This window comes from Paraburkholderia sprentiae WSM5005 (genome assembly GCF_001865575.2).
Taxonomy (GTDB): domain Bacteria; phylum Pseudomonadota; class Gammaproteobacteria; order Burkholderiales; family Burkholderiaceae; genus Paraburkholderia; species Paraburkholderia sprentiae.
In genome coordinates, this window is the sequence record NZ_CP017561.2 from 2,007,751 (window position 1) to 2,020,112 (window position 12,362).

Below are 12,362 nucleotides of genomic sequence, written 5' to 3' on the forward strand. Positions count from 1 at the left end.
CGAAAGAACGCGATTGAGCGGACTTATCGCTCGATCTCTTGCGTTCAACGCATATGCGTTCCGGTAACGTGACGTTGAACGACCGTTCGCGGCAAGTTAGCGGCCAATCGCCTGCAATTGCTTATCCAACAGGTTGCCGCTATTCTACCGTGCCGACTCCTCAAATGTGGCAGTCGGTCGAGAAATGCGCGTCGAATCGCGCGCCGACCGAGCCGGTGGGCTTTGGCAACGCCGGCCGCCCGGGCGAGAACGTGGCCCGACGCTGCCGTCTCCGGCCAACCGCCGCCGCGCGGTTCGATTCGAGCGCGTTTTTGCGCTCGCGCTTTCCGGCTCATTTGTCTTTCACGTTTACAGCCCCACTGATGCCGCCCACCGTATTCATCGTCTCAGACGGTACCGGGATTACTGCCGAAACCTTCGCGCATTCGATCCTCTCCCAGTTCGACCAGAAATTCCGCCTGGTCCGCGTGCCTTTCGTCGACTCGACCGAGAAGGCCTATGCAACGCTCGAAAAGATCAATGAAGCGGTCGTGCAGGACGGCCGTCGTCCGATCGTATTCACCACGCTCGTCGATAGCGCGTCGAATCAGATCGTAAAGGATTCGAACGCGCTCGTGCTCGACATGTTCCAGACCTTCGTCGAGCCGCTCGAGCAGGAACTGGAACTGAAGTCGAGCCACGCGATGGGCCGGGGACACCAGAACGCGGACACCGAGGAGTACAAGAACCGGATCGAGGCGATCAATTTCTCGCTCGCGCACGACGACGGTCAATCGAACCGCAATCTCGCCGACGCCGACGTGATCCTCGTCGGCGTGTCGCGCAGCGGCAAGACGCCGACAAGCCTTTATCTGGCGATGCAGTACGGTGTGAAAGCAGCGAACTATCCGCTGATTCCCGAAGATTTCGAACGCGGCAAGCTGCCGACGCCACTGCTCGAGCATCGGCAGAAGATGTTCGGGTTGTCGATCGATCCGCAGCGGCTGTCGGAAATCCGCAACGAGCGGCGGCCGGGCAGCAAGTATGCCGCGCTGGAAAACTGCCGCTACGAGATCAACGAAGCCGAAGCGATGATGCGGCGCGAGGGGATCAAGTGGCTGTCGTCGACGCACAAGTCGATCGAGGAGATTGCGACGACGATCCTGCAGGAAATCAAGCTGGATCGGTCGTCGTATTGAGGGACAGCCGAGCAGGCGTCGCGTTGCCTGATCAGGGCACAGCCGAGGCGACCCGCGTTTAGTTTTTACGCCCGCGTTGCTGCCGGCACTGCTCGAACACGCAGACCGCCGCCGCGGCCGCCACGTTCAGCGACTCCATGCCGCCCGGCTGCGGGATCGTCACGCGCAACGACACGGCCTCGCGCCATGCCTGCGACACGCCCGCCCCTTCATTGCCGAACACCCACGCGAGCGGCCTGTTCAGGTCGCAGTCATAGATCGCTTCGGCGCCGTGCGAATCGGTAATCACCACCGGCACCGCGAGGCGCTCGATCAGCGCATCCGCTTCGACGTCCTCATGAATTTGCAACAGGAAGTGCGCGCCCATCCCGGAGCGCAGCACCTTCGACGACCACGCGTACGCGGTGCCCCGCGCGCAGAACACGTGCTCGATACCCCCCGCGGCCGCGCTGCGCAGAATCGAACCCACGTTGCCCGCGTCCTGTACGCCGTCGAGCACGAGACAGTTTTGCTCGACGCGCCCGGGCAGCGGCGCATCGAGCTTCTCGACGAGCAGCACCATCCCGACCCCATGCACGACATTCGACAACTGCCCGAACAACGCATCCGGCAGCGTCACGAGCCGATGCTCGTCGATGCGCGACACGATCGCTTGCGCTTCGTCGTGGTTCAGCGCGCCGTCGGTAACGACGCATAGCTCCGGCTGACCGGCGACGTCGAGATACGTGCTCGCGAGATGAAAGCCTTCGAGCAGCGCATGGCCGCTGCGGCGCTGTTGATGCGTCGAGCCGGCCAGTGCCTTCAGGCGCTTGTAGAGCGGATTGTCCCGCGAGGTAATGGCTTTCACAGGCAGCGAAGGCGGTGGAAGGGGAAGGAATCAGCGGCGAATCAACGGCAAATCAACGGCACGCAAACACGGACCGCACTAGAGCCGCGCCGATGTGGTCGCTCACGCGAGGCCGGCTTCGCCAAACGCATCGCCGTCGAGCAGCAGCGCGTCGGCCGCGATGACGGCATCCGCCCCCGGTAACGGCACGCCTGTGCCGAACCGCAGATGCGCTTCGCGCACCGGCGCGAACGAGCGCCGATGATGCTCGCACGGCCCATGCTCGCGCAGCGCCGCGAGATGCTGCGGCGTGCCGTAACCGGCATGCGCGTCGAAACCGTACATCGGATACGTCTGGTGCAGTTCGAGCAGCATGCGGTCGCGCGTGACCTTCGCGAGAATCGACGCCGCCGAAATGCACTTCACCAGCGCGTCGCCGCTGATCACCGCCTCGCTACGGATACTGAGCGTCGGGCAACGATTGCCGTCGATCTTCACGAGCGTCGGCACGACCGACAGGCCCTCGACCGCACGCTTCATCGCCAGCATGGTGGCGTGCAGGATGTTCAGCGAATCGATTTCCTCGACCGTTGCCGACGCGATGCAGTACGCGAGCGCACGCTCGACGATCTTGTCGTACAGCGCTTCACGCTTGAGTGCGCTCAGCACCTTGGAATCGTCGAGGCCGCGGATCATCGGTTTGGCCGGATTGAAAATCACCGCCGCCGCGACGACCGGACCGGCCAGCGGCCCGCGCCCTGCTTCGTCGACGCCGCAGACGATGTCGTCCGCGCTCTCGAAGCTCAGGCCGGCCTGCGCCACCACCCGAACGGCGGCCGCGCTCTTGCGGCCAGGCGCGCGCACGACGGTCATGGCCGCCCCGCCCGCTGCTCGACGACGCTTGCCACGACTTCGGCGGCGCGCTGCGCGGTGTTCTGCTTCAGCACGTGATGCATCTCCGTGAAAATTTCCCTCAGCGTGCGCCGGTTCGTTTCGTCGCGCAACTGTTTCAGCGTCGCCTCCGCGAGCGCCTGCGGCGTCGCGAAGTGCTGAAGGATTTCCGGCACCACGAAGCGCCCGGCGAGGATGTTCGGCAGGCCAACGTACGGCAGATAGCCCTGGCGGCGCATGATCTGGCCGGTCAGCCAGGGCACCTTGTACGAAATCACCATCGGCTTTTTCAGCAGCGCGGCTTCGAGCGTGACGGTGCCGCTCTTCACCAGGATCGCGTCGGCGGCGGTCATCGCGAGTTGCGACTGGCCGTCGGTGATCGTCAGCGCGAGACCCGGATGCGCATCGACGAGCGGCTGCAGCAACGCGCGCAAAGCGGGCGTTGCTGCCGGCATCACGAAGTGCACGCTGGGCTCCTGGTGCTGCATCATCTCCATCGCGGCGAAGAACGTCGGGCCGATCAGATCAATTTCGGAGCGCCGGCTGCCCGGCAACACCGCGATCACCGGCCCGCTTTGCGCGAGACCGAGCGCTCGGCGCGCGCCGAGCGTGTCGGGTTCGAGCGGAATCTGATCGGCCAGCGGATGCCCGACGTACGACGCCGCGACACCCGCCTTTTCGAGCAACGCGGTTTCGAACGGGAATACGCATAGCATGTGGTCGACCGCCTTGGCGATCTTCTTGATGCGCCCGCCGCGCCATGCCCAGATGGACGGGCAGACGAAGTGTACGGTCGGAATGCCGGCGTCGCGCAACGCATGCTCGAGTCCGAAATTGAAGTCGGGCGCGTCGACGCCGACGAACACGGACGGCGGCTCGGCGAGCAGTTGACGCTTCAGCTCGTTACGGATACCAAGGATTTCAGGGATGTGGCGCAGTGCCTCGACATAGCCGCGCACCGCCAGCTTATCCATCGGCCAATGGGCGTCGAAGCCCGCGGCGACCATGCGCGGACCACCGATGCCGTAGTACTGCGTGGCGGCCGGCAACCGGCTGGAGAGGCCGTCGAGCAGCGAAGCGGCGAGCAGGTCGCCGGACGGCTCGCCGGCCACCATCGCGACGCGCAGCGGACTGGGTTGCAACGTCATCGGTTAGCGGATGATGCCGCGCTGCGACGCTTCGACGAACGCGAGCAGCGTCTGCACCGGCGCGTCGCCGTCACCGCCGGCCGAACCCAGTTCCTTCAATTGCACTTTCGCTTCTTCGAGCGACAGGCCGTTCTTGTACAGCACGCGATACGCGGTGCGCAGCACCGAGATCGCGTCCGCCGAGAAGCCGCGGCGGCGCAGCCCTTCGACGTTGATGCCATGCGGCTCCGCCTTGTTGCCCGCGGCGATCACGTAGGGCGGCACGTCCTGCACGAGCGCCGACGCGCCGCCGAGCATCGAATGCGCGCCGATGCGCACGAACTGGTGCACGCCCGACATGCCGCCGATGATCGCGTGGTCGCCGATCGTCACGTGGCCGGCCATCTGCGCGTTGCTCGACAGGATCACGTTGCTGCCGACGTGGCAGTCGTGACCGATGTGCACGTAGGCCATGATCCAGTTGTCGTCACCGAGCGTGGTGACGCCCGCGTCCTGCACCGTGCCGGTGTGGATCGTCGTGAACTCGCGAATCATGTTGCGGTTGCCGATCACGAGCCGGGTCGGCTCGTCCTTGTACTTCATGTCCTGCGGACGGCCGCCGACCGATGCGTAATGGCCGATGCGGTTGTCTTCGCCGATCGTGGTATAGCCTTCGATTACGCTGTGCGAGCCGATCGTGGTGCGCGCACCGATCGTCACGTGTGCGCCGATCACGGCATAGGGCCCGACTTCGACGGATTCGTCGAGCTGCGCGCCCGCTTCGATGATCGCAGTGGGATGGATCCTGCTCATGCGTCCTCGCTTCTGATTCTGTTGCGTTGTCTGGATGGACTTGCCGCCGGGCCGACCGCGCGCGTACCGTGCCGCGACCTGCCCTGACGCCGGCTTTACGCGTCTGTGTCCGTGTGGCGCACTGCGCACATCAGATCGGCTTCCGCCGCGACGACACCATCCACTTCGGCGCGCGCCTTGAACTTCCAGATGCCGCGCATATGACGCTCGAACGTGCAGTTCAGCATCAGCTGATCGCCCGGCTCCACCACGCGCTTGAAGCGCGCGTTGTCGATGCCGACGAACAGATACAGCGTGTTCGACGGATCGCTCGGCTCTTCCGAGAACGTCAGCAGCGCCGCGGTCTGCGCGAGTGCTTCGAGGATCAGCACGCCTGGCATCACCGGCCGCGTCGGGAAATGTCCCTGAAAATACGGCTCATTGATCGACACGTTCTTCAACGCTTTGATGCTCTTGTGCGGTTCGAGTTCGAGCACCCGGTCGACCAGCAGGATCGGATAACGATGCGGCAGCAGCGTGAGAATCTTATGAATGTCGAGATTGATTTTTTCGGTGCTCATGGTGTTTCTGCTCACGCATTGACTGCGCGATGATGACTGCGGATGCTGGTGCAGGTAGGTTGAAAACGCGCGCAACCGGCGCCTCTGATGACCGTTGGCCGTGCCACCCGGTCACAGCCACCGGCTTTGCTTCATGATGCTCGGCCACTATTTTACGCGGTGCCGGTGGGCCGCCGGGATAACTGTCAGATCTTGTTGCCTGCGGGTTGACCCGCGGCGTCATCGACGGCATGGCTGCCGGCCTTGTCGGCCGTGGCGTTCTCCAGCGCCTTGATGCGATCGCGAAGCTTGTCGATATTGCGCAGCAGCGCGGCGCTTTTATTCCAGTCCGCGTGGTTCACGGCCGGGAACGCACTCGTGTACATGCCGGGCTTGAGTAGCGACTTCGACACGCCCGACTTCGCGGTGACGATCACGTAATCGCCAAGCGTGACGTGTCCGGCAATGCCGACCGCACCGCCGATCATGCAATGACGGCCGATCGTCGTGCTGCCCGCGATACCCGCGCAGCCCGCGATCACCGTGTACGCGCCGACCTTGCAGTTATGGCCGATCTGCACGAGGTTGTCGATCTTCACGCACTCCTCGATGATCGTGTCGGCCATCGCGCCGCGGTCGATCGTGGTGTTCGCGCCGATCTCGACATCGTTTGCGATCGACACGCCGCCGACCTGCGGAATCTTGACCCAGCTGCCGGTGCGCGCGTCGCCTTCGCCGACGAAGTCGGGCGCGAAGCCGAAGCCGTCCGAGCCGATCACCGCGCCCGCGTGCACGATCACCCGCTCGCCGAGCTTGCAGCCGTGGTACACGGTCACGTTCGGATACAGATGCGAATTCGCGCCGACGCGCGTGCCGCGGCCGATGACGACGTTGGCGTCGAGCCGCGCGTGCTCGCCGATCACAGCACCCGCTTCGACGCTGACACGCGGACCGATTACCGCGCTTGCGGCGACCTGCGCGGAAGGATCGATGGTTGCGCTGGGATGCACGCCGGGCAACGCCTTCGGCGCGGCGAGCTCGATGAAGGTTTGCGCGATGCGCGCAAAGTAAGCATAGGGATTCGGCGTGACGATGAAGTTTCGACCTTCGCGCGAGGCGAGCTTCGCGAGGTCGCCGGCATTGATCAGCACCGCGCCGGCGCGGGTGGTTTCGACCTGCGACAGGTACTTCGGATTGGCGAGGAACGCCAACTGGTCCGGGCCCGCCTGGTCGAGCGGCGCGAGACTGCTCACGCGCTGCGACCGGTTACCGACTACCTCACCGCCGAACCGCTGTACGATGTCCTCGAGCGAAAATGCCATGCCTATCCTGTCTCCAACCTGTTCAATCAATGCGAGGGCGCGCCGACGCGCGCCGGGCGACCCGTGCGGCGCCCTTAATTGCCCGATGCCGCCAGCGCCTTCAGCACCTGGTCGGTGATATCGATGCGCGGGCTCACGTACACCGCTTCCTGCACGATCAGATCGTAGTGCTGCGTTTCGGCGATCTGCTTGATGACCTTGTTCGCGCGGTCGAGCACCGCCGCGAGTTCCTCGTTGCGGCGCTGGTTCAGGTCTTCGCGGAACTCACGCTGCTTGCGCTGGAAGTCCGAGTCGAGCTGCGACAGGTCGCGCTGCTTCTGCGCGCGATCAGTCGCCGACATTGTCGCGCCATTCTTGTCGAGTGCATCGGACATCGACTTGAGCTTTTGCGCCATGTCGGCAAGATCCTTGTCGCGCTTCGCGAATTCGGCCTCGAGCTTCAGCTGCGCGGCTTTCGCCGCCGCCGATTCGCGCAGGATGCGGTCGGAATTCACCGCGGCGATCCTCGCTTCCTGCGCGTGCGCCATGCCGACCCCGAGGGTCATTGCCAGCGCCAATGCGCACGCTACACGTTTCGAAAACATACCGGTTAGCAAAGTCATCCTCTCGATACTGTAGTTTGGCGGGGCCGGCTGCCGCAGCCGGCCGCCGGATGCATCCGCCGCCCGATCAGAACGCCGTCCCGATCTGGAACTGGAACTTCTGATACTGGTCGCCAGTGTGCTTGGTGAGCGGGAAGCCAAGGCTCAACTTGAGCGGGCCGATCGGCGAGATCCACGCGAGACCCACACCGTAGCCGTAGCGCAGGCCGTTTGCGCCAGTCGACGTCGCTGCCGAACTCGCGTCTGCCCAGACATTACCAGCATCCAGGAACGTGAAGACACGCAGCGTACGGTCGTAACCGGTGCCAGGCAGCGGGAACGTCAACTCGATATTGCCCACCAACAATTTGGAGCCGCCGATCGGGTCGCCGGTTGTTTTGTCGCGCGGACCCAGTGAGCTCGGCTCGTAACCACGCACCGAACCGATACCGCCCGCGTAGTAATTCTTGAAGATAGGGTAAGGCTTGCCGCCAAGGCCGTTACCGTAGCCGCCCTGGAAGTTGAAGCCCAGCACGAAGCCGCGGGCAAACGAGTAATAGTACTGCGCGTTGATGTCGGCCTTGTAGTACTGGGTGCCGCCGATCGGCGTCCCGTATTCTGCATTCGCCTGCGTGAAGTAGCCGCGGCTCGGCACGAGCGCGCTATCGCGCGCGTCGCGCGACCAGCCAACCGTAAGCGGCACGTTGTTCGAAACCCGGCCGAAGTCAGTCACGTATTGCTTATATGAAGCCGGCGTGTTTGCATCGACGTCAAGTTGGTTCTGTTCGAAGCCCGCGCCGAAGTACACCGTGTCGACTTCGGAGAACGGAATGCCGAACTTCAGATCACCGCCCATCGTGACGATTTTGAAGCTCGAATCGGTCGAGTAGTACAGCGGCTGGTACGTGCGGTAGTAGACGTCGGTGATGCGCTTGATGCCGTCCACCGTGAAGTACGGGTCGACCTGCGTGACCGTCAGCGTACGGTACGTCTTCGCGGTATTGATGTTCACCGAGAGGCTCGTGCCGGAGCCGAACACGTTGTCCTGCGAGATACCCGCGGACAGCACCACCTTGTCGGTCGATGAGAAGCCCGCGCCCAGCGTGATCGCGCCGGTCGGCTTTTCGGCGACCTTCACGTCGATGTCGACCTGGTCGGGCGTGCCTTCGACCGGCACCGTGGTCACATCGACGTCGGTGAAGTAGCCCAGACGATTGATACGGTCCTTCGACAGCGCGAGGCGGTTCGAATCGAACCACGAGCTTTCGAGCTGGCGCATTTCGCGGCGCACCACTTCGTCGCGCGTGCGCGTGTTGCCGACCACGTTGATGCGGCGAACGTACACCCGGCGGCTCGGATCGACCTGCAGCGTCAGGTCGACCGTGTGGTTCTTCTGGTCGATCTGCGGTTGCGCGTTGACGGTCGCGAACGCATAACCGTACTCGCCGAGCTTGTCGACGATCGCCTTCGTGGTGGCCTGCAGCTTTTCGGCCGAAAAGCGGTCGCCCGGCTTGATCTTGATCAGCTTTTTCAGCTCCGCTTCGCGGTCCAGCAGATTGCCGGCGAGACGGATGTTCGAGATCGTGTACGGCTGGCCTTCATGCAGCGTGACCGTCAGATACATGTCCTTCTTGTCCGGCGAAATCGACACCTGGGTCGATTCGATGCTGAACTCGAGGTAGCCGCGGTTCAGGTAGTACGAGCGGACGTTCTCGAGGTCGCCGGTGAGCTTGTCTTTCGCGTACAGGTCGTTCTTCGTGTACCACGAAAACCAGTTGGGCGTGGACAGCTGCATTTCGTCGCGCAACGTTCCGGTGCTGAACGTCTTGTTGCCGATGAAGTTGATCTGGCGGATCTTCGCGCTCGGACCTTCGGCCACCGAGAACAGGATGCCGACGCGATTGCGGTCGATCGGCGTGACCGTCGTGGTGACTTCCGCCGCGTAGTAGCCGCGCGTCAAATACTGACGCTTCAATTCCTGCTCGGCCTTGTCGACGAGCGCCTTGTCGTAGTAACGGCCTTGCGACAGCCCGACCGCGCGCAGCGCCTTGATCAGGTTGTCCTTGTCGAACTCGTGGATGCCGGCGAAGTCGATCGTGCCGATGGCCGGACGCTCCTGCACCTGCACGACGACCACGTTGCCTTCGGTCGCGATCTTGACGTCATTGAAGAAGCCCGTCGCGTACAGCGCTCGAATCGCTTCGGACGCCTTGTCGTCGGAAAAGGTATCGCCTTGCTTGATGGGCAGGTACGCGAACACGGTACCCGGTTCGACGCGTTGCAATCCCTCAATGCGAATGTCTTGCACCACGAAGGGCGTCGTTGCGTGAGCAACCAGCCCATGCGCGGCGAACGCCGCGGCTATAACCGTCTTTGGACCAAAGCGATGAGGTTTGAACAACGTGCTTCCCCAGTGTGTATAGCTGCATCAGGCCGGGCGGCCGCCCTCTTGAACGCCGCCGGACACTTTAAAAATGGATTAAACGAGCCAGATCGTTGAACAGCGCAATCGCCGACAACGCGACGATGCAGGCAAGACCCGCTCTCTGAAAAACGAGTTGCCAGCGATCGGAGACAACTTTACCGGTCACAGCTTCAACCAAATAATATAACAGATGACCCCCGTCCAATACGGGAATTGGTAGCAGGTTCAGCACGCCGAGGCTAATGCTGACAAGGGCCAGGAACGACAGAAACGCGGAAGGACCCAGACGTGCGCTCTTTCCTGCGTAGTCGGCGATCGTCACCGGACCGGACAGGTTTTTCAGCGATGCCTCGCCGACGACCATCCGGCCGAACATCCGGACCGAGTACACGGCGAGGTCCCACGTACGGCGCGCGCCGAGGCGCAGGCTCTCGAGAGGCCCATAGCGCACGTCGATCGAGGGCACCTGGGTCGCGAGCTCTGCGCCGATGCGGCCGATCTGCTGCCCGCTCGCCGCATCGCGCTGCAATTGCGGCACGATCGTGATGTCTTCGAGCGCGCCCGCCGCATGACCGCCGCGGCCGCCGCGCTCCACCCGCAGCGTGACCGGCACGCCGGCGTGCGATTTTACGTAAGCGATGAAAGCCGCGGCATTATCGGCCGGCGTACCGTTGATCGCGCGCAGCCGGTCGCCCTCGACGAGGCCCGCCTTCTGCGCGGCGCTGCCTGCCTGCACGCCCGCCACCGTCAGCTTGCCGCCGCCCGGCTCGAAGCCGAGGCGCGACATCAGATCGTCGTCGACGTCTTTTTCGCCGACGGCGCGCAGGTCCATCGGAAAATCGGAGGTGCCGTGCGCGTCCTTTGCATTGAGGACGATACGTTGCTGATCAAACGCGGCGGCAAGCAGCTTCCAGCGCAGGTCCGACCACGACCGCACCGGCTCGGTTTCGTCGCTATGGCCGGTGCGCACCCCGACGATCGTCTCGCCGCCCTCGAAGCCGGCCAGCGCGGCCGGCGTGTTCGGCGCGGGTGCCGCGATCACGGCCGCCGGTTCGGTCACACCGGTCGCGAAGACGAGCGCGAACAGCACGATCGCAAGCAGGAAATTCGCGACCGGGCCGGCCGCGACGATCGCGAAGCGCCGCCACACCGACTGGCGGTTGAACGCGCGCGGTAGATCCGCGTCGGGAATCGAACCGGGGCCGCTCTCGCGCTCGTCGAGCATCTTCACGTAGCCGCCGAGCGGCAACGCGGCAATCGTCCACTCGGTGCCCGTCTTCGGACTGACCCATTGAGCGAGCGGCTTGCCGAAGCCGATCGAAAAACGCAGTACCTTCACGCCGCACAGACGCGCGACGCTGTAGTGCCCGTACTCGTGGACCACCACGAGTACGCCAATCGCAACCGCGAAAGCGAGCAGTTCGATCAGCAGATTCATATGCGCCTCACTGGACGGCGCGTTCCGTGCGACGGGCGCCGTCGGGCAGACGCGCGATGAGTTCGGTCGCGGCGCGACGCGCGGCGGCGTCCGCTTCGATGACGTCGTCGAGCGCGTGCGCGCTGCGGTTCGGCAACGCGCCCAACACCGAGTCGACCACCTGGGCGATCGCCATGAAGCCGATGCGGCGCGCGAGGAACGCCTCCACCGCGATTTCGTTCGCGGCGTTCAGCGCCGCGCTCGCGACGCCGCCTTCTGCAAGCGCCTTCATGGCGAGCGCGAGGCACGGGAAACGCGCGTAGTCGGGTTTCTCGAACGACAGCGACGCAATCTCCGCGAGATCGAGTTGCGCGACGCCCGAATCGACGCGATCCGGAAACGCGAGCGCGTGCGCGATGGGTGTGCGCATGTCGGGGTTGCCGAGCTGCGCGAGCACCGAGCCGTCCGCGTACGACACCAGCGAATGGATCACGCTCTGCGGATGGATCAGCACGTCGATGCGCTCGCCAGGCAGATTGAACAGCCAATGTGCCTCGATCACTTCGAGGCCCTTGTTCATCATCGTGGCCGAGTCGACCGAGATCTTGCGGCCCATCACCCAGTTCGGATGCTTGCAGGCTTCGTCAGGCGTCACGTCGACGAGCGTGGCCGGCTCGCGCGTGCGGAACGGACCACCCGACGCGGTCAGGATGATCTTCGAGACGCCGCCATGCAGCGATGCTTCGCGCGGCAGGCATTGGAAAATCGCGTTGTGTTCGCTGTCGACCGGCAGCAGCACCGCGCCGTTGTCGCGCACCGCGTCCATGAAAATCGCGCCGGACATCACCAGCGCTTCCTTGTTCGCGAGCAGGATGCGTTTGCCTGAGCGAGCCGCGGCGAGGCTCGGCGCGAGACCGGCCGCGCCGACGATCGCCGCGACCACCGTGTCGCAGCCCTCGCTCCCGGCGACGTCGACGAGCGCCTGCGGCCCGTACGTGACCTCGGTCCTGCTGCCCGCTTCGCGCAGCTTCGCGGCGACCTTCGCGGCCGTGTCGGGGTCGCCGACCACCGCCACTTCGGGCGCGAAGCGCAAGCATTGCTCGACCAGTTTGTCGCCGTTGCGATGCGCGCTCAGCGCGTAAATCGAAAAACGCTCGGGATGGCGCGCGGCCACATCGAGCGTGCTGTCTCCAATCGAGCCCGTGGAACCGAGCAATGTCAGACGTTTTTGCATATCTCTTTC

Annotated in this window: 11 protein-coding genes; 1 reads left to right on the forward strand and 10 read right to left on the reverse strand. The window is 64.2% G+C overall.

The window, feature by feature from the left end; genetic code table 11:
• Nucleotides 1-362: 362 nt before the first annotated feature.
• Nucleotides 363-1,178, forward strand: a complete 816-nt coding sequence (gene ppsR, locus BJG93_RS09160; RefSeq protein WP_027197984.1) for a posphoenolpyruvate synthetase regulatory kinase/phosphorylase PpsR — start codon at nt 363-365, stop codon at nt 1,176-1,178.
• Nucleotides 1,179-1,236: 58 nt separating this feature from the next.
• Here ppsR and BJG93_RS09165 read toward each other — a convergent pair whose 3' ends face one another.
• The 10 genes from BJG93_RS09165 to BJG93_RS09210 form a co-directional block, all read right to left on the reverse strand.
• Nucleotides 1,237-2,025 (reverse strand): TrmH family RNA methyltransferase, encoded by a 789-nt coding sequence (locus tag BJG93_RS09165; protein ID WP_027197985.1) that lies wholly within the window; start codon nt 2,023-2,025, stop codon nt 1,237-1,239.
• A 102-nt stretch (nt 2,026-2,127) separates the two neighbouring features.
• Nucleotides 2,128-2,877: a ribonuclease HII gene (gene rnhB / locus BJG93_RS09170; RefSeq protein WP_027197986.1), complete on the reverse strand. Its 750-nt coding sequence runs from the start codon at nt 2,875-2,877 to the stop codon at nt 2,128-2,130.
• Entirely contained in the window at nt 2,874-4,043 is a 1,170-nt protein-coding gene (gene lpxB / locus BJG93_RS09175; RefSeq protein ID WP_027197987.1) for a lipid-A-disaccharide synthase, read from the reverse strand. The genes rnhB and lpxB overlap by 4 nt, the downstream gene beginning before the upstream one ends.
• A 3-nt stretch (nt 4,044-4,046) precedes the next feature.
• Nucleotides 4,047-4,835, reverse strand: coding sequence for an acyl-ACP--UDP-N-acetylglucosamine O-acyltransferase (gene lpxA, locus BJG93_RS09180; protein WP_027197988.1), 789 nt, complete (start codon nt 4,833-4,835; stop codon nt 4,047-4,049).
• 95 nt (nt 4,836-4,930) lie between these two features.
• Nucleotides 4,931-5,395, reverse strand: a complete 465-nt coding sequence (fabZ, locus tag BJG93_RS09185) for a 3-hydroxyacyl-ACP dehydratase FabZ (protein ID WP_027197989.1) — start codon at nt 5,393-5,395, stop codon at nt 4,931-4,933.
• Nucleotides 5,396-5,580: 185 nt separating this feature from the next.
• Nucleotides 5,581-6,696: a UDP-3-O-(3-hydroxymyristoyl)glucosamine N-acyltransferase gene (gene lpxD, locus BJG93_RS09190; RefSeq protein WP_027197990.1), complete on the reverse strand. Its 1,116-nt coding sequence runs from the start codon at nt 6,694-6,696 to the stop codon at nt 5,581-5,583.
• A 74-nt stretch (nt 6,697-6,770) separates the two neighbouring features.
• A complete protein-coding gene (locus tag BJG93_RS09195; protein ID WP_026225318.1) occupies nt 6,771-7,292 on the reverse strand; it encodes an OmpH family outer membrane protein in 522 nt (173 codons plus the stop codon).
• A gap of 73 nt (nt 7,293-7,365) precedes the next feature.
• Nucleotides 7,366-9,678, reverse strand: a complete 2,313-nt coding sequence (bamA, locus tag BJG93_RS09200) for an outer membrane protein assembly factor BamA (RefSeq protein ID WP_027197991.1) — start codon at nt 9,676-9,678, stop codon at nt 7,366-7,368.
• Nucleotides 9,679-9,745: 67 nt separating this feature from the next.
• On the reverse strand, nt 9,746-11,140 hold the full coding sequence (gene rseP / locus BJG93_RS09205) for an RIP metalloprotease RseP (protein WP_027197992.1): 1,395 nt from the start codon (nt 11,138-11,140) through the stop codon (nt 9,746-9,748).
• Between the two features lie 7 nt (nt 11,141-11,147).
• A complete protein-coding gene (locus BJG93_RS09210; RefSeq protein ID WP_027197993.1) occupies nt 11,148-12,353 on the reverse strand; it encodes a 1-deoxy-D-xylulose-5-phosphate reductoisomerase in 1,206 nt (401 codons plus the stop codon).
• Between the last annotated feature and the right edge of the window lie 9 nt (nt 12,354-12,362).

Bases quoted from the DNA above. Each gene is read 5' to 3' on its own strand.
- ppsR (WP_027197984.1), top strand. From the start codon at position 363: ATGCCGCCCACCGTATTCATCGTCTCAGACGGTACCGGGATTACTGCC.
- rnhB (WP_027197986.1), bottom strand. From the start codon at position 2,877: ATGACCGTCGTGCGCGCGCCTGGCCGCAAGAGCGCGGCCGCCGTTCGG.
- lpxB (WP_027197987.1), bottom strand. From the start codon at position 4,043: ATGACGTTGCAACCCAGTCCGCTGCGCGTCGCGATGGTGGCCGGCGAG.
- lpxA (WP_027197988.1), bottom strand. From the start codon at position 4,835: ATGAGCAGGATCCATCCCACTGCGATCATCGAAGCGGGCGCGCAGCTC.
- fabZ (WP_027197989.1), bottom strand. From the start codon at position 5,395: ATGAGCACCGAAAAAATCAATCTCGACATTCATAAGATTCTCACGCTG.
- lpxD (WP_027197990.1), bottom strand. From the start codon at position 6,696: ATGGCATTTTCGCTCGAGGACATCGTACAGCGGTTCGGCGGTGAGGTA.
- rseP (WP_027197992.1), bottom strand. From the start codon at position 11,140: ATGAATCTGCTGATCGAACTGCTCGCTTTCGCGGTTGCGATTGGCGTA.
- BJG93_RS09210 (WP_027197993.1), bottom strand. From the start codon at position 12,353: ATGCAAAAACGTCTGACATTGCTCGGTTCCACGGGCTCGATTGGAGAC.